The organism is Streptomyces smyrnaeus (assembly GCF_017676345.1).
GTDB lineage: Bacteria > Actinomycetota > Actinomycetes > Streptomycetales > Streptomycetaceae > Streptomyces > Streptomyces smyrnaeus.
In genome coordinates, this window is the sequence record NZ_JAFFZM010000011.1 from 239,716 (window position 1) to 255,109 (window position 15,394).

General features: G+C 72.5%; 16 protein-coding genes. 9 read left to right on the forward strand and 7 right to left on the reverse strand.

What is annotated here, in order from left to right; translation table 11 throughout:
- The first annotated feature begins 26 nt into the window (after nt 1–26).
- The 4 genes from JW613_RS19820 to JW613_RS19835 all read left to right on the forward strand — a co-directional run bounded on the left by JW613_RS19820 (nt 27) and on the right by JW613_RS19835 (nt 3,389).
- A complete protein-coding gene (locus tag JW613_RS19820; protein ID WP_209212155.1) occupies nt 27–1,031 on the forward strand; it encodes an ATP-binding cassette domain-containing protein in 1,005 nt (334 codons plus the stop codon).
- Nucleotides 1,031–1,822 (forward strand): ABC transporter permease, encoded by a 792-nt coding sequence (locus JW613_RS19825; RefSeq protein WP_209212156.1) that lies wholly within the window; start codon nt 1,031–1,033, stop codon nt 1,820–1,822. The genes JW613_RS19820 and JW613_RS19825 overlap by 1 nt, the downstream gene beginning before the upstream one ends.
- 72 nt (nt 1,823–1,894) lie before the next feature.
- Nucleotides 1,895–3,136: a cytochrome P450 gene (locus tag JW613_RS19830; RefSeq protein ID WP_209212157.1), complete on the forward strand. Its 1,242-nt coding sequence runs from the start codon at nt 1,895–1,897 to the stop codon at nt 3,134–3,136.
- 4 nt (nt 3,137–3,140) lie between these two features.
- Nucleotides 3,141–3,389 carry a ferredoxin gene (locus tag JW613_RS19835; RefSeq protein WP_209212158.1) on the forward strand — a complete coding sequence of 83 codons (249 nt, stop codon included), beginning with the start codon at nt 3,141–3,143 and terminating at the stop codon, nt 3,387–3,389.
- Nucleotides 3,390–3,452: 63 nt separating this feature from the next.
- Here the strand turns inward: JW613_RS19835 and JW613_RS19840 are convergent, their stop codons facing one another.
- Nucleotides 3,453–4,082, reverse strand: coding sequence for a cysteine hydrolase family protein (locus tag JW613_RS19840; protein ID WP_209212159.1), 630 nt, complete (start codon nt 4,080–4,082; stop codon nt 3,453–3,455).
- A 164-nt stretch (nt 4,083–4,246) separates the two neighbouring features.
- On the opposite strand from JW613_RS19840, the gene JW613_RS19845 reads away from it, so the two are divergent.
- Complete coding sequence (locus tag JW613_RS19845) at nt 4,247–4,708, forward strand: pyridoxamine 5'-phosphate oxidase family protein (protein WP_209212160.1); 462 nt, start codon at nt 4,247–4,249, stop codon at nt 4,706–4,708.
- Between the two features lie 24 nt (nt 4,709–4,732).
- On the opposite strand, the gene JW613_RS19850 is transcribed toward JW613_RS19845, so the two are convergent.
- The gene (locus tag JW613_RS19850) at nt 4,733–6,064 is read right to left on the reverse strand and encodes an aminotransferase class I/II-fold pyridoxal phosphate-dependent enzyme (protein ID WP_209212161.1); all 1,332 of its coding nucleotides are present in this window, start codon (nt 6,062–6,064) and stop codon (nt 4,733–4,735) included.
- A 36-nt stretch (nt 6,065–6,100) separates the two neighbouring features.
- On the opposite strand from JW613_RS19850, the gene JW613_RS19855 reads away from it, so the two are divergent.
- The gene (locus tag JW613_RS19855) at nt 6,101–6,775 is read left to right on the forward strand and encodes a pyridoxamine 5'-phosphate oxidase family protein (RefSeq protein WP_209212162.1); all 675 of its coding nucleotides are present in this window, start codon (nt 6,101–6,103) and stop codon (nt 6,773–6,775) included.
- Here JW613_RS19855 and JW613_RS19860 read toward each other — a convergent pair.
- The 3 genes from JW613_RS19860 to JW613_RS19870 all read right to left on the reverse strand — a co-directional run bounded on the left by JW613_RS19860 (nt 6,762) and on the right by JW613_RS19870 (nt 9,263).
- Nucleotides 6,762–7,784: an EamA family transporter gene (locus JW613_RS19860; protein ID WP_209212163.1), complete on the reverse strand. Its 1,023-nt coding sequence runs from the start codon at nt 7,782–7,784 to the stop codon at nt 6,762–6,764. The two genes, JW613_RS19855 and JW613_RS19860, sit on opposite strands and share 14 nt — an antisense overlap.
- A gap of 154 nt (nt 7,785–7,938) precedes the next feature.
- On the reverse strand, nt 7,939–8,475 hold the full coding sequence (locus tag JW613_RS19865; RefSeq protein ID WP_209212164.1) for a Clp protease N-terminal domain-containing protein: 537 nt from the start codon (nt 8,473–8,475) through the stop codon (nt 7,939–7,941).
- 143 nt (nt 8,476–8,618) lie between these two features.
- A complete protein-coding gene (locus tag JW613_RS19870; protein ID WP_245225946.1) occupies nt 8,619–9,263 on the reverse strand; it encodes a PadR family transcriptional regulator in 645 nt (214 codons plus the stop codon).
- A 257-nt stretch (nt 9,264–9,520) separates the two neighbouring features.
- Between JW613_RS19870 and JW613_RS19875 the strand changes: the two genes are divergently transcribed.
- Together JW613_RS19875 and JW613_RS19880 are read left to right on the forward strand one after the other, a co-directional pair.
- Nucleotides 9,521–10,384 (forward strand): endo alpha-1,4 polygalactosaminidase, encoded by an 864-nt coding sequence (locus JW613_RS19875; RefSeq protein ID WP_209212166.1) that lies wholly within the window; start codon nt 9,521–9,523, stop codon nt 10,382–10,384.
- 144 nt (nt 10,385–10,528) lie between these two features.
- The gene (locus tag JW613_RS19880; protein WP_209212167.1) at nt 10,529–11,371 is read left to right on the forward strand and encodes a PhzF family phenazine biosynthesis protein; all 843 of its coding nucleotides are present in this window, start codon (nt 10,529–10,531) and stop codon (nt 11,369–11,371) included.
- Between the two features lie 36 nt (nt 11,372–11,407).
- Here JW613_RS19880 and JW613_RS19885 read toward each other — a convergent pair whose 3' ends face one another.
- Together JW613_RS19885 and JW613_RS19890 are read right to left on the reverse strand one after the other, a co-directional pair.
- Entirely contained in the window at nt 11,408–12,196 is a 789-nt protein-coding gene (locus JW613_RS19885; RefSeq protein ID WP_209212196.1) for a CPBP family intramembrane glutamic endopeptidase, read from the reverse strand.
- 270 nt (nt 12,197–12,466) lie between these two features.
- The gene (locus tag JW613_RS19890; RefSeq protein WP_209212168.1) at nt 12,467–13,963 is read right to left on the reverse strand and encodes a glutamate-cysteine ligase family protein; all 1,497 of its coding nucleotides are present in this window, start codon (nt 13,961–13,963) and stop codon (nt 12,467–12,469) included.
- Between the two features lie 501 nt (nt 13,964–14,464).
- On the opposite strand from JW613_RS19890, the gene JW613_RS19895 reads away from it, so the two are divergent.
- A complete protein-coding gene (locus JW613_RS19895) occupies nt 14,465–15,172 on the forward strand; it encodes a hypothetical protein (protein ID WP_209212169.1) in 708 nt (235 codons plus the stop codon).
- Nucleotides 15,173–15,394 lie beyond the last annotated feature (222 nt).

Below are 15,394 nucleotides of genomic sequence, written 5' to 3' on the forward strand. Positions count from 1 at the left end.
CGTCCCATCCCGGAGAGGAAAGCGGCATGACTGCCACCCGGACATCCGCGCCGACCGCCCCGAAGGCGACGGCGCCGGCGATCACCGCCGAGGGGCTGCGCAAGTCCTACGGCGACAAACTCGTGCTCGACGGCATCGATCTGAACATCGCCGAAGGCACCGTCTTCGCGCTGCTGGGGCCCAACGGCGCCGGCAAGACCACCACGGTGGAGATCCTCTCCACCCTCATCGACGCCGACGCCGGCGAGGTCCAGGTCGCAGGCTGCCATCTGACCCGGGCCGCCGACGCCGTGCGCTCCGCGATCGGCGTCACCGGCCAGTTCTCGGCCGTCGACAATCTGCTGACGGCCGAGGAGAACCTGCTCCTCATGGCCGATCTGCACCACCTCGACCGGCGCGAGGGCAAGCGGCGGGCCAAGAACCTGCTGCGCCGCTTCGATCTCGCCGAGGTGGCGGGCAGGACCGCCCACACCTTCTCCGGCGGTATGCGGCGCAAGCTGGACCTGGCGATGACCCTGGTCGGCGACCCCCGGATCATCTTCCTCGACGAGCCCACCACCGGTCTCGACCCGCGCAGCCGGCGCACCATGTGGGAGATCATCCGCGGTCTGGTCGCCGACGACGGCGTGACCATCTTCCTGACCACCCAGTACCTCGAAGAGGCCGACCAGCTCGCCGACCGCATCGCCGTGCTGGACCACGGCAGGCTGATCGCCGAGGGCACTGCCGAGGAGCTGAAGCAGCGCATCCCCGGCGGCCACATCCGGGTGCGGTTCGCCGACGCCCAGAGCCTCGAGACCGCCGCGGGCATCTTCGGTATCGCCGCCCGTGACGAGGAGTCCCTCACCCTGCAGATCCCCAGCGACGGCTCCATCCCCAATCTGCGGGCCGTCCTCGACGCCCTGGAGGCCACCGCCGTCCAGGCCGAGTCGCTCACCGTGCACACCCCCGACCTTGACGACGTCTTCTTGACCCTCACCGGTCAGTCCCGTCCCGCCGACGCCGTCGACTCGCCCAAGGAGAACGCCTGATGGCCACCGTGTCCTACGCCGCGAGAGACTCCAGGACGATGCTGCGGCGCAACCTCAAGAAGGCCATGCGCTACCCGTCGCTGACGCTGACCGTCGTCATCATGCCCCTGATGATGCTGCTGCTGTTCAACTACGTCTTCGGCAGCGCCCTGGGCACCGGCATCAGCGGCATGCCCACCGGCGGCGGCGACTACATCGACTACGTCGCGCCCGGCATCATCCTGATGGCCGCCACCTCCGGGGCCCTGACCACCGCGGTCAGCGTGTGTGTCGACAAGACCGAGGGCATCGTCAACCGGTTCCGTACGATGCCGATCTCCCGGGCCTCGTTCCTGACCGGCCATGTCGTCGGCAGTGTGATCCAGACGATGACCAGCATCGCCCTCGTCATCGCCGCCGCCCTCCTGATGGGCTTCCGTCCCGACGCCACGCCCGTCGAGTGGGTTGCGGCGCTCGGCCTGCTCACCGTGCTCACTCTGGCCTTGACCTGGATCTCCGCGGGCATCGGCCTGGTCGCCAAGAACCCGGAGACCGCCAGCAACATACCGATGCCGCTGACGTTCATGCCGTTCATCGGCAGCGCCATCGTACCCACCGAGTCCATGCCGGACGGTCTGCGCTGGTTCGCCGATAACCAGCCGTTCACACCGATCATCGAGACCCTGCGCGGCCTGTGGCTCGGCACCGGCATCGGCTCCAGCGCGGCCGTCGGCCTCACCTGGTGCGTGGCGCTGTGCCTGGTCGGCTACGTGTGGGCGCGCCGCACCTTCAAGGCGGGTGCCAAGCGGTAACCACCGCGCCGATCGAGCCAGTGCGCCGATCCGGACCTTCCACGTCCCGCAACGACGCTCGCAGGAGGACCCATGTCGTACGACCCGACGGCCGCCGGCACCACCGCCGACGCCGCCACCACCGAAGGGCCGCCCACCCTGCCCACCGACCGGCGCACCGGCTGCCCCTTCGATCCGCCCACCGGACTCACCGCGCCGAGCGACGAGCCGCTGCGCCGGATGCGCTGCGCCGACGGACACATCGGTTGGCTGGTCACCGGCCATGCCGCGGCCCGCGCGGTCCTGTCCGACCCGCGCTTCAGCTCACGCTACGAACTCCTGCACCCGCCGATACCGATGCCGGGGCTGCCCGAACAGCTGCCACCGGCGCCGGTCGGCGACATCATCGGCCTCGACGCCCCCGAGCACACCCGCTACCGGCGCCTGCTCACGGGGAAGTTCACCGTCCGCCGCATGCGTCGCCTCACCGAGCGCGTCCAGCACTTCACCGCCGAGTGCCTGGACGCCATGGAACAGGCCGGGCCCACGGCCGACCTGGTCGCGGCCTTCGCGCAGCCCGTACCCGCACTCATGATCTGCGAACTGCTCGGCGTGCCGTACGCCGACCGGGAGCGCTTCCAGAGCCAGGTGGCGGCCCTCTTCGACCAGACGGCGGAGGTGGAGGCGAAGGGCGACGCCTATACGGCGCTGTCCCACTACCTGAACGAACTGGTGCTCGCCAAGCGCGCCGAGCCCACCGACGACCTGCTCAGCGATCTGACCACCTCCGACCTCACCGACGAGGAGCTGGCGGGAATCGGCGGGCTGCTGCTGGCCGCCGGTCTCGACACCACCGCGAACATGCTCGGCCTGGGCACCTTCGCCCTGCTGAGCAACCCCGACCAGCTCGACGCCCTGCGCGCCGACCCCGCTCTCGCCGGGCAGACCGTGGAGGAGTTGCTGCGCTACCTCAGCGTGGCCGACCCGATTCCGCGGGCCGCGCTCGAAGACGTCGAGGTGGAGGGCCGGTTGATCCGGACGGGCGAGACGGTGACCGTGTCCGTGCAGGCCGCCAACCGCGACCCGCGCAGGTTCCCCGACCCCGACCGGCTCGACCTCCACCGCGGGGCCACCGGACACCTGGCCTTCGGCCACGGCGCCCATCAGTGCCTCGGCCAGCAGCTCGCCCGTGTCGAGATGACCGTCGCGTTCCCCGCGCTGTTCGCCCGCTTCCCCACCCTGCGCCTCGCCGTGCCGCCGCAGGAGGTGCCGCTGCGCGACCGCTCCAACATCTACGGCGTGATCAGCCTGCCCGTCACCTGGGACAAGGAGTAGCACCATGAGCGACACACCGCAGCCGCTGCTGCTGAGCGTCGACCGTGGGCGCTGCGCCGGGGCGGGTATGTGCGCCCTGACGGCTCCGGAGGTCTTCGACCAGGACGACGAGGAAGGCTTGGTCGTGCTGCTGCGCCCCGCACCGGCCCCCGAGCACCGGGCAGCCGCCCGCACGGCCGTCGGCCTCTGCCCCGCCGGGGCCATCACCCTCGACCCGGGTGAGGCCAGCGGACGACTCCGCACGGAGAGCTGACAGCGGCCCGGACGACCCCGCACCCGGTCCAGGGTCAGCGCCCCTGCCAGGGTGAGCGGTTGTTCAGTCCCGCCAGCAGCCCGCCACCTCGTCGGCTGTGGTGACCGTCGCGACGAGCGCCAGGGTGTGACGCACCAGCGCGGCGGTGTAGTCGGCCGGCACCCCGGCGATGGCGTCGGCCGGTACCACGGCGGTGTAGCCGAGGTTGACGGCGTCGAAGACGGCGTTGGGCACCGCCACGTTCGCCGAGACACCGGTGACCACGAGCGTACGCACACCGAGGTTGCGCAGCAGCGCGTCCACGTCCGTACCGGCGAGCGGCGAGAGCCCGTGCAGCCGCCGTACGACGAGGTCCTGGTCGGCCACCGGGACGGGCTCGGCAACCTGCACGGCGGTCGATCCCGTCAACTGCTGCACGGCAAGCCGCTCCGCCGCGCGGAACAGTCGCGCGTTCCGGCCGGCTCCCCTGCCGTCGGGGCGGCGCTCGGCGACGGCGTGCAGCACCTGGACGCCGGCCCGGTGGGCGGTGGCGGTCAGCTGCGCGATCCGGTCCAGCACGCCCGTGCTCCGTACCTGGTGGGCGAGTTCGGGCAGGGCGCTCTCCTCGCCGACGACGCCGCGTTGGCATTCGACCGTCAGCAGTGCGGTGGTGGCCGGGTCGAGCTGAGCGGCGAGCCGATCGGTCGGGGGCATCCCAGTTTCCCTTCCGTCGTGAGGGCTTGCGGGCGCCGGGTCGTCGGGCGCCCGCAGGATAGGGACCGTTGCGTCGGACGGGAAGAGCCACCATGATTTCCTGACGGTTCGTCAGCAACAGCTCGGTCGGGAACACCCGGTTCGGCTCGGGAAGGCGGAGACGCATGGCCGAGGCACAGCAGCGGCGAGGACGCCGCATCATGATGACGCCGGCAGAACGCGACGCCTTCCTGCGCGCCCAGCGCACCTGCCGGGTCGCCACGGTGAGCCGACAGGGGGCACCGCATGTGGGCGCGCTGTGGTTCTGCTGGGACGGTGAGGCGCTGTGGCTGTACTCGCTCGTCCGCAGCAGACGGTGGACGCAACTGTGCAACGACCCCCGGCTCGCCGTACTGGTGGACGACGGCGAGGAGTACGGGCAGTTGCGCGGCGTCGAACTGTCCGGCAGCGCCGAGTTCGTCGGGGAGGCCCCGCGCGGCGGAGCGCCCTTCCCGGAACTGGCCGAGGTGGAACGGCTGTTCCCGGCCAAGTACTTCGGTATGGCGCAGATGCCGTACGACGGGCGGCACGCCTGGCTGAAGCTGGTGCCCGAGTCGGTCGCCTCCTGGGACTTCCGCAAGCTGTGAGCGGCGGAACCGGCGCCGCCCAGGTCAGTCGTAGCGCCCCGCCTGAGCCGGACGCAGCGCCCTGGTGAGGTCGTCGGCGAGGCGGTCGATGTCGCCCGGCGCCAGCGGCGAGACGGTCACGCGCAGCCCCGGCGGGGACGCGAGCCGGAAGCGGGCACCGGGGGCCACCGCCCAGCCGGCCTGGAGCAGCCGCGCCACCGGACCGGTCTCGTCCCGCACCGGCACCCATACGTTCATACCGCTGCGTCCCCGCGCGGTGACGCCCCGCGCGGCGAGCGCGTCCACCAGCGCCGTGCGCCGGGTGTCGTACGCGCCGGCCACCCGCGCCGGGTCCGTCGCGCCGGCCTCCCACAGGTGGGCGACGGCGCGCTGCAGCAGGTGGCTGACCCAGCCGGGGCCCAGCCGCTGGCGGCCGCGGACCCGGTCGACGGTGAGCGGGTCACCCGTCAGTACGGCCAGGCGCAGATCGGGCCCGTAGGCCTTGGCGGTCGAACGCACCAGCGCCCACGTCCGGGTGACGCCCGCGAGGGGGTGCAGCGGAAGGTCGACGATGCCGTGCCCGTGGTCGTCCTCGATCAGCAGCGTCCCGGGACGGTCCCTCAGCACGGCCCGCAGTTCCCGGGCGCGGGCTTGCGAGACAGCGGCGCCCGTCGGGTTCTGCGCGCGGTCGGTGACGACGGCGGCGCGTGCCCCCTGACCGAGGGCACGCTCCAGTTCGGCGGGGAGCGGTCCGTCGTCGTCCACGGCCACGGGCACCGGGCGCAGTCCGAGCGCGGGTACGAGGTCGAGCAGGCTGCCCCAGCCGGGGTCCTCGACGGCGACGGCGTCTCCGGGACGCAGATGTGCCGCCAGGACACGTTCGATGGCGTCGAGCGAGCCGGAGGTGACGGCGAGCGGCCCGGCGGGCACTCCGTCGGCATCCAGCGCCGCCCGGGCCAGCGCCGCGAATCCGGGGTCGGCGTCCGGTGCGCCGTAGAGCACCGGGGCGTGTGCCGCCCGGTCGGCGGAGGCGGCGAAGGCGGTGGCGAGCGGCGGAAGCAGCGCGGGGTCGGGGTTGCCGGTGGAGATGTCGACACCGCCCGCGGGTGGCTCGACCCGGACCGATTCGCGGGGTGCGGTGGCCGGCCGCTGCCGGATCCGGCTGCCCCGTCGCCCCGCGGTCTCGATGACGCCGCGGTCACGCAGGGTGCGGTAGGCGGCAGCCACGGTATTGGGGTTCACACCCAGCTCGGCCGCCAGCTCCCGCAGTGGCGGCAGCGGTTCGCCCGGCGTGAGCGCACCGCTGCCCACGCCCCGCTCCACGCTGTCCGCGATCTCCGCTGCGCCACGACCTTCGATCCGGTAGTATCCTAGCACAAAAAATATTATGCACTAGTGCAATAGGAGTGTGCAATGGACGACCCGCCCTCCACCCCGGCGACCTACACCCCCACCGCGCGCACCACCGGCAGCCGGGCGCGCGAGCGCCTGGCCTACGACCGCGAATCGGTGCACGCCATCCTCGACGCGGGCTACCTGTGCCATCTCGGCTTCGTCCGGGACGGTGCGCCTGTCGTACTGCCCACGCTGTACGCCCGGGTGGGGGAACGGCTGTATGTGCACGGCTCCACGGGCTCCCGCCCGCTGCGCGAGGCGGGCCGGAACGACGCCGGGGTGCCGGTGTGTGTGACGGTCACCCATCTGGACGGGCTGGTTCTGGCCAAGTCGGCCTTCCACCACTCGGTCAACTACCGCTCCGTGGTGGCGCACGGCCTCGCACACCAGGTCACCGATCAGGAGGAACGGCTGCTGGCGCTGGACGCGATCGTGGAGAACGCCGTACCGGGCCGGGCCGACGACTCACGCAGGGCGAATCCGAAGGAGCTGGCCGCCACTGCCGTCGTCCGGTTGGACCTGGAGGAGGTCTCGGCGAAGTCCCGCACCGGCGGGCCCAACGACGAGCCGGAAGACCTCGGCCTGCCGTACTGGAGCGGCGTACTGCCCGTCTCCACCGTCCACGGCGCTCCGATACCGGCCGGCGACCTCTCGCCGGACATCCCGCTGCCCGGCTACCTCACCGCGCGCTGACGTCCGCCGCCGCACCGGCGGGACCGGGGGACCCGGCCACCGGTGCGGCGTCGTCGGCCGGCGCCTTGGGGGTGGACCGCTGGGCGATGAAGGCGCCCAGCAGCACCACGGCACCACCCGTCAACTGGACGGCGCTCAGGTGCTCGCCGAGCAGCACCCAGGCGAGCACCGTGGCGATGACCGCCTCCAGGCAGGCCACCACACCCGCCACCGCGGGAGACAGCCGCCGTACCGAAACGACTCCGGTCAGATATGCGGTCGCGGTGGCCACCAGCACGATCCAGACCAGCAGCGCCAGCCCGTGCACCCCGGTGCCCTGCAACTGGGCGCTGCCGCCGAGCACCGACCAGTCGGTGTGCCAGGGCCTGGCGACCACGGTCAGCGCCAACGCGCCGATCAGCAGTCCATAGGCGATGACCCCGATCGGGTCGGCGGGCGGCCTGGCCGCGTCACCCTCCTCGACGCTGCTGCCGTGGTCCGAGAGCACGAAGTACCCCACCTGGCAGCAGGCGGCCCCCAGCGCGAGCAGCAGTCCGAGCCCGTCGAGCCGCAGCCCGGCCCACACCTCGACGACGCAGCTGAGGCCCCCGACCGCGAGCACCATGCCGACGGCGGCGGCCCGTGTCACCGCACGGCGCTGGACGAACCGCACCCACAGCAGCACCAGCGCGGGGGCAAGATACTCGATCAGCAGCGCGACGCCGACCGGGATGCGGGAGAGCGCGGTGAAGTAGAAGGCCTGCACACCGGCGACCGCGAGCAACCCGAAGCCCACCAGCAGCCACGGCCGCTCCCGTACCAGCGCCCGGTGCCGCCAGGCCAGCGGCAGCATGACCAGCGCCCCGCCCGCGGCGCGCAGCCAGGTGACGTGCAGGGGCTCCAGCCCGGCCTCGATGAGCGGTTTGGCCGCGACGCCCGAACTGCCGAACGCGCAGGCGGAGACCAACGCGAGAACGAGGCCCGAGGTGCGGGCGCGGGAGACGCCCGTGGTGGACGAGTCGGTGCGCATCGCCGCATCATCTCAAGCGCCGACAGGAGTGTCATCCCCGATACCCCTGACATCCACGGTCCGGACGGATCCGAGCCGTCGGCGCACGGTCTCGTCGGCGTACGGCCCCCTGCCGCCGAGGGGACGCAGCGGCCTCGGGCCCCACCAGGTGGCCTCAGGCGCCGTCGGCGACCCCGAGCCGGGCGGCCAGCTCTTCCACGTCGACCCCCGCGCGGCGCAGCACCTCCGCGCCCCGGCACTCCGGGTCGGCCACCACACCGGCGAACAGGTCGACGCCCTCCGTCCGCGCCCTCCCCAGCCGCCCGGCGCGGCGGGCGGCGAGTTCCAGGGCCGCCTGCGCGCTGGGCGACCAACCGGGCACCGCACCGGGCTGGTCGGAGACGGCCGGCACGGCGCCGGAATCCTCCACCGTGCTCTGCCAGCGCAGGCCGTAGCCGATGCTGCGCTGCACGAGATAGCCGAGCAGCTTGCCGATCTGCGGGCCGCCGCCGTCCAGCAGTTCCCAGGTGCCGCTGTCTGACTCCAGCAGGCTGTGCAGCAGGTGCGCCGTGTCGATCTGCTGGTCGCCGTCCCGCGCCGCGCGGCGGCGCGCGGTCGCGATCACATCGGCCAGCGCAGCGCTGGCCTGCGGGTCGACGGCGGCGTCGAACCCCGCTTCGGCCGAGAGACTGGGCGGTGTAGAACTGTGCACCGAACCACCACATCACACACACCTGTGAAAAATCATCGGCGTGCCGTGGCATATGCCGGTCCCCCCATGGGTGGGCGCGGATGTCGGACGTCTCCTCCTTGGGAAGGAGACGCGCGACTCCGCGCCCTGCGGGCGGCGGGGCCTCAGTCTTCCTCGGCGAGGATCAGATAGAGACTCTTGCGGGCGTCGTTGACGACCCGGAGCGCCTTTTCGCGCTGCTCCTCGGTGCCTGTCGCCCACACCTGCTGGAAGGCCGAGGCGAGCCCTCCGGCCGCGGTACGCACCTCCTGCAGGGCCTCCCAGTCGGCACCGCGCCCCGCGTCCTCCCAGGGGGCCTCGGCGCCGGCCTCGGCCTCGGTCCGGCCCGCGTCGGTGAGCGAGAAGTGCTTCTTGCCGCCCTCGCTCTCACTGACGATCAGGCCTTCGTCCTCCAGCAGTTGGAGGGTCGGGTAGACGGAGCCGGGGCTGGGCTTCCAGGCACCGCCACTGCGTTCGGCGATCTCCTGGATCATCTCGTAGCCGTGCATCGGGCGGTCCTTGAGCAGCGCGAGGATCGACGCCCTGACGTCGCCGCGCCGCGCCCGGCCCCGGGGCCCGCCCCGGCCGCGCCCACGGCCGCCGAAGGGTCCGCCGCCGAAGGGCGGCCCGAAGGGGCCGAAGGCCGCCCGCCCCCGCCCGGGGCCGTATCCGCGGCCCGGGCCATGACCGTGCGGGCCGCAGGGACCGCCACCGGCTCCCCCTCCGCCACGCTCGCGGCCCGGGCCGTACTGCCGAGCACCCTGTGCCATTTCGTGTTCCGTTCCGTAGGGATACATCGCTGACTCCTTCACATCGTATCTTTGATCCGTCGCGATGCTTCAACGATATATCGGAAGGCATCGGTCGGCAAGCACCTGCCGCCATCGCGCGGCCGAGCACCGGCCACCACCCCGCCGACCTGCCCTTCTGCCGTACGGGGAGCTCTGCGGGCGGGCCACGACCGGCTCCGTAAGCTGGGCGCCGGGGGGCGGCCGGCGCCTTCCCGCAAGCGTCAGGAGTCGCCCGTATGTCCACCCGTGTCGTCTCAGCGGACCGCAACCGCCGGGTTCCGGCACTCGTCGCCGCCCTTCTCGCGGTGGCCGTGCTCGCCGGGTGCGGCGCCGAACCGGGCGACAGCACCCCGGAGCGCGACCGCACCTCCACGGCGGACCGCCCCGCACCCCCGCCCGTACACGCGGGCTTCGACTACCAGATCGGCGGCGCCTACCCGCCGCCCGACGGGGTGCGCGTGGTCTCCCGGGACCGCGCGCACAAGCCGGCAGCCGGGCGGTACAGCATCTGCTACGTCAACGGCTTCCAGGCCCAGCCCGACGCCCTGGACTGGTGGCAGCGGCACCACCCCGACCTGGTGCTGCACGGGGCGGGCGGCAAGCCGGTGATGGACACCGACTGGAACGAGGCACTGCTCGACACCTCCACCGCCGCGCGCCGCAAGGCGCTGGCCCGTATCGTCGGCGGCTGGATCGAGGGCTGCGCCGACAAGGGGTTCCAGGCGGTCGAACTGGACAACCTCGACTCCTACGAGCGCTCCGGAAAGCGCCTCACCCGGGCCGACAACGTGAAGTTCGCCGCACTGCTGACCCGGCGCGCGCACCGGAGCGGGATGGCGGCCGGCCAGAAGAACGCCCAGGAACTGCTGGACCAGCGCGCCGCGATGGGGTTCGACTTCGCCGTGACGGAGGAGTGCGGGCAGTACCAGGAGTGCGGGAGTTACGCGAAGGCGTACGACGACCGGGTGCTGGACGTCGAGTACACGGCCAAGGGGCTCGCGGCGGCCTGCCGCACATGGGGCGAGCGGCTGTCGATCGTCCGGCGGGATCTGGATGTCCGGCCGGAGGGAGAGGACGGGCACCTGTACGAACGGTGCTGAGCCGGGCTCGGCCGGCTCCGGGGGTCGGCAGCGCACATCCCGGGGCACCCTGCACCTGAGCAGCGCCTCTCGCACAGCTGTTCAAGCCACGCGCGGGGAATTGGCGCTGCCCCCGGCCGCCCCGGCGTCGTACCGTCCCGGGCCATGAGACTCCGTACCGTTGACGCGTTCGCCGCCCGGCCCTACACCGGGAACCCCGCCGCCGTCGTCCTGATGGACGAGGACGGACTGCCGGACGACTCCCGCCTCCAGGCCGTCGCAGCCGAGCTCAACCTGTCCGAGACCGCCTACGCGCACCCGGTGCCCGGCGACCCCGAAGCCGACTGGGCGCTGCGCTGGTTCACACCGACGACGGAGGTGGACATGTGCGGTCACGCCACGCTCGCCACCGCCCATGTGCTCGCCGAGGACGGCCTGCTGGGCGAGGGCGAGCGGGTGCGCTTCCGTACCCGCAGCGGGGTGCTCAGCGCCACCCGGGAGCCGGACGGCACGCTCACCCTCGACTTCCCCACCGCCCGTCCGGCGCCGGTCCCGGTGCCGGACGGCGTCCCGCAGGCCCTCGGCGCCGACGCCGTGGCCGCCTGGGACACCGGCACGCTGGGGATGCTGGTGCTGGAGCTCGCCGACGAGCAGACGTTGCGCGAACTGACCCCCGAGTCCGCCGCCGTCGCCGCGCTCCCCACCCCGGTCGTGGTGGTGACGGCCGCGGCGGCACCGTCCTCGCACGCCGCGCCGGGCGAGCCGGGGCACGACTTCGTCTCCCGCGTCTTCGCACCCTCCCAAGGGCTCCCGGAGGACCCCGTCACCGGCAGCGCGCACACCGCGCTCGCGCCCCTGTGGTCACGCCGGCTCGGACGCGAGACGCTGACCGGCCTCCAGGCGTCGCGCCGCACCGGCTATGTGCGCACCACGCTGCGCGGCGACCGCACCCTGCTGAACGGTCAGGCGATCACGGTGCTGGACGCGAAGCTGCGTACACGGCTGTAGGTCCTGCGGCGGCCCGTGCCGCTCATCGCCGCGGCCTCACGGTGTGGGCAGCCAGTCCACCCGACCCGCGAGCAGCGCGTAGCCGACGAAGGCGACGATGTCGATCAGCGCGTGGGCCGCCACCAGCGGCCCCACGCGGCCCCAACGCCGGTAGAGGAGGCCGAAGACGAGCCCCATCGCCAGGTTGCCGAAGAACCCGCCGATGCCCTGGTAGAGATGGTAGGAGCCGCGCAGCACGGCGCTCGCGAAGAGCGAGGCGAGCGGCGACCAACCCAGCTGGTCGAGCCGACGCAGCAGATAGCCGACGACGATCACCTCCTCCAGCACGGAGTTCTGCACGGCGGAGGCGATCAGCACCGGGTACTTCCACCACACGTCGGGCAGTGACTCGGGCTCCACCGTGAGGTTGAAGCCGCCGGCCTGCGCCAGCAGATAGAGGCCGATGCCGCAGCCGCCGATACCCGCAGCCGCAGCCGCGCCCCAGCTCAGGTCGAAGGCGGGCCTGCGACGGTCGAAGCCGAGTACCCGCAGGCCGCCAGCCCCCTCGCGCGCCAGGAGGTGCGCGACCAGCGCGACCGGTACCAGCGCGGTCGCGATCCCGAACAGCTGCCAGGCCAGGTCGAGCCAGGGCCGGCCGGGTGCCTGCGAGGAGTTGAGCCGGGCGGCCTGGTCGGCCAGCCCGCCCGGTCGGGTCAGCGCACCGACGAAGCTGATCAGCGACGAGACGGCGCTGGCTCCCAGCGAGAGGGCGAGCACCAGCAGCAGTTCGCTGCGGAGCGCCTGCCGCGGCAGCCCGTCGGCGGTGGCTGCCGCGGGTGCGGGCAGCGGGTCGTCAGGCGCCTGTGCGCGCACGCGCACCTCCAGTTCCCGACGCCGTGCTCATCCCGTCTCCTCCTGTCGCACCGCCACCGGACCTGCCACGTCCCAGCTTGCCCGACGGCTCCGGTGCGCCCGACGTGCGGGGGCCCGGTGCGCCGACGTGCGGGGCCCGGTGTGTCCGAAGTCCGGGCCCCGCGCCACGGAACGGCCCGCGGCGACACGCCGGGAACGCTGCCGATCGGGGTGCCCTGTCCCGGCCGTTCTCCGCACGTCCGGCTACGGCCCCTCGCCCCAGGTGTGTACGGCGGCGCCGTCCGCCGCGCGTTCGCAGTAGGCACGCGCGACGGCGGCCAGCGCCTTCTCCCGGTCGAGTCCGGAGTCCACAGCGCGGTGGTAGGCCGCCGCCTGCCACGAGGCGCCGTTGACCCGCAGTCGGCAGCGCTCCTCGATCACCGACAGGTACCGGTCGCGGTCCGCGGGCTCCACCCCCCAGGCGTCGAGACCGGCTGCGGCCAGCGGCAGCAGCTCGTTGCGCACCAGCCGGGTGGCGGGCTGCCGCACCAGCCCGGTGCCCCGGCCGGAGCGCGGCCACCACAGCTCGGCCTCGATGCCGTACCGGCAGGCCGCGTCGAAGTTCCGCTCGGCGTACTCGAACGGCATCCGGTTCCACACCGGCCGCGGGTCGTCGGCCAGCGCCCGGACCAGCCCGTAGTAGAAAGCGGCGTTGGCCAGCACATCGGTCACCGTCGGTCCGGCCGGCAGCACCCTGTTCTCCACCCGCAGATGCGCGGCCCCCTCCATCACTCCGTAGACGGGCCGGTTCCAGCGGTAGATGGTGCCGTTGTGCAGGGTCAGCTCCGGCAGCGCCGGCACCCCGCCGGCGGCCAGCACGCGCTGCGGGTCCTCCTGGTCGCAGATGGGCAGCAGGGCGGGGAAGTAGCGCAGGTTCTCCTCGAACAGGTCGTACGCGGAGGAGATCCAGCGTTCCCCGAACCAGGTGCGCGGGCGTACTCCCTGGGCGCTCAGCTCCGGCGGGCGGGTGTCGGTGGCCTGGAGGAAGAGCGGGATCCGCGACTCGCGCCACAGTTCGTGCCCGAACAGGAAGGGCGAGTTGGCGCCCATGGCGATCTGCGCGCCGCTGACGGCCTGCGCCGCGTTCCATACGTCGGCGAACCGGCCGGGCGTCACCTGCAGGTGGAGCTGTACGGAGGTGCAGGCGGACTCCGGCGCTATCGACTCCGAGGTGCTCACCAGGTGTTCGACACCGTCGATGTCGAGGGAGATCTCCTCGCCGCGTGCTGCCATGATCTGGTCGTTGAGCAGCCGGTAGCGGTCGCCCTCGGTGAGGTTGGCCAAGGTCAGATCGCGTGCCGTGAGCGTCGGCAGGGTACCGATCATGACGATGCGCGCGTCGACCTCACGGGCCTGCCGGTCCGCGTAGGCCAGCCCGGTGCGCAGTTCCTCGGCGAGCTGGTCGAGAACTCTTCCGGAGAGCGCGTGCGGCACGATATTCACTTCGAGGTTGAACTGCCCCAGTTCGGTCTGGAAATCCGAGCTCGCGATGTGCTGGAGAACCTCCGCATTCACCATGAGGGGCTGACCTTGGGCGTCCGAGAGATTCAGCTCGATCTCCAGCCCCATCAGATTCCTGGGCCGGTCGAACCTCTTCTCTTCCAGCAGCTGCCACAGCCCCTGGAGGCACTTGTGCAGCTTCTGTCGGTACCGCCGTCGATCGGACAGGTCGAACCTGTCGGCGACGACCTTCTCTCCCATCGGGGGCTTCCTCCCTGCTGGTGGATGCTGCCGGAGGTCCCGGCCGAGCGTGCACCGATGATGCCCTGCCGCGCTACGGATAACGCCTGGCAGGGCTGACGCGGCGGGTAACTGCCGCTAGGCTGGCGGATGCAGGACGGCACATTCCCTCGGCATACGGCGGCGTCCAGCCCCAGCGGCACAGCTTCCGTGAAAAACACCGGCATCTTCCGGCCGACCGCGTTTCCCCCAGATTCCGAGGTCAACCCCGTATGCCCGTCGTCGCCGCAGGTGAAAAGCCTGCAGATTCGACCGGTTACGACCTTACGGGAAACAACGGGGCACGTTAGCGGAAACACTCCTCGAACACATCTCGTATAAACTGCGCGAACGAGGCAGAGACTTGGCGATCCCGGCCCGCCCCCGTCGACCCCTCCCAGCCGCTTCCGCGGCCCATCCCGCGCCGACACAGCCGTCGCGCCCCCGCCAGCACCTTGTGTCTCCCAAGAGAGGCGACCCGCCATGCCGCTGCACGTACCCTCGGCCCCGGCCCCCGCCCTGCGCAGTGTCCTGACCGCTCTCGGCTCCCCGAGCGCGGTCAGGGGCTCCCGAGCCCCCATGGCGCTGCGCACCGCGCAGGGCCCCCTGCGTCCCGAACTCCCGCTCCCGGCGTACGAGATGGCACGCGTGGCGCCGCACTCCCGCGAACGTGCCATGGAGCGCGTCGCCGAACGCGCCGACGAACCGGCGACCGCCTCCCCGCGCACCCGGCTGACCGGCTGGCGCTTCCTGCTGTCCGACGACGGAACCGCCGGTGAGGGCGCACAGGGCGCGTACGTCGGCACGGCGGAAGCCGTGATGACGGCGGACGGCTGGGCCTTCGGCCAGTTCCGGCAGGGCCCCTACGTCCTGTCGACCGTGCGGGCGATGCGCCAGGCCGAACTGCTGCCGACGCCCTACCAGCCGCGGCTGCTGTCGGTGCCGGAGCTGTACATGCTCACCCTGTGGCTGCACGCCGACGTCTCCGCCGACCCGTGCGGCGGCGTGCCGGACCCGGCCGACCTGCTGATACCGCTGGCCCCCGCGCCGCCCGGCATCGCCCCGCACACCGCGCACCGGGTGGATGCGCTGCTGCCCGTACTGACGCGCAGGCTGGTGGCCTCCGCGGCTGCGGCGCAGCCGGCTCCCGGTACGGACCCGCAGGCGGCCGGGCTGCTGCGTACGGCCTGAGACCGGCTCGGGGGCGGAGCGGGACCGGCGTCCGTCCCGCGACACACCTGCACCGCTGTGCGCTCCACCGGATGGGCTACTCTTCGCGATTACCCGAACCCCCCGGAACAGCCGCGCAGTTGGGCGCAACCGCCCGCCCGGGTGATGCGTCTGTGCGGTTGGGTACGAGCTGACGCGAAATCCCTGCGGATTCGAGCCAGCAGCGGAACACTGGGAGATGGA

What these genes read in the sequence shown, in the direction of transcription:
- JW613_RS19835 (WP_209212158.1), top strand. Translation starts at nt 3,141, where the DNA reads ATGAGCGACACACCGCAGCCGCTGCTGCTGAGCGTCGACCGTGGGCGC.
- JW613_RS19875 (WP_209212166.1), top strand. Translation starts at nt 9,521, where the DNA reads ATGTCCACCCGTGTCGTCTCAGCGGACCGCAACCGCCGGGTTCCGGCA.
- JW613_RS19820 (WP_209212155.1), top strand. Translation starts at nt 27, where the DNA reads ATGACTGCCACCCGGACATCCGCGCCGACCGCCCCGAAGGCGACGGCG.
- JW613_RS19855 (WP_209212162.1), top strand. Translation starts at nt 6,101, where the DNA reads ATGGACGACCCGCCCTCCACCCCGGCGACCTACACCCCCACCGCGCGC.
- JW613_RS19825 (WP_209212156.1), top strand. Translation starts at nt 1,031, where the DNA reads ATGGCCACCGTGTCCTACGCCGCGAGAGACTCCAGGACGATGCTGCGG.
- JW613_RS19880 (WP_209212167.1), top strand. Translation starts at nt 10,529, where the DNA reads ATGAGACTCCGTACCGTTGACGCGTTCGCCGCCCGGCCCTACACCGGG.
- JW613_RS19840 (WP_209212159.1), bottom strand. Translation starts at nt 4,082, where the DNA reads ATGCCCCCGACCGATCGGCTCGCCGCTCAGCTCGACCCGGCCACCACC.
- JW613_RS19895 (WP_209212169.1), top strand. Translation starts at nt 14,465, where the DNA reads ATGCCGCTGCACGTACCCTCGGCCCCGGCCCCCGCCCTGCGCAGTGTC.
- JW613_RS19860 (WP_209212163.1), bottom strand. Translation starts at nt 7,784, where the DNA reads ATGCGCACCGACTCGTCCACCACGGGCGTCTCCCGCGCCCGCACCTCG.
- JW613_RS19845 (WP_209212160.1), top strand. Translation starts at nt 4,247, where the DNA reads ATGGCCGAGGCACAGCAGCGGCGAGGACGCCGCATCATGATGACGCCG.
- JW613_RS19830 (WP_209212157.1), top strand. Translation starts at nt 1,895, where the DNA reads ATGTCGTACGACCCGACGGCCGCCGGCACCACCGCCGACGCCGCCACC.
- JW613_RS19890 (WP_209212168.1), bottom strand. Translation starts at nt 13,963, where the DNA reads ATGGGAGAGAAGGTCGTCGCCGACAGGTTCGACCTGTCCGATCGACGG.
- JW613_RS19870 (WP_245225946.1), bottom strand. Translation starts at nt 9,263, where the DNA reads ATGGCACAGGGTGCTCGGCAGTACGGCCCGGGCCGCGAGCGTGGCGGA.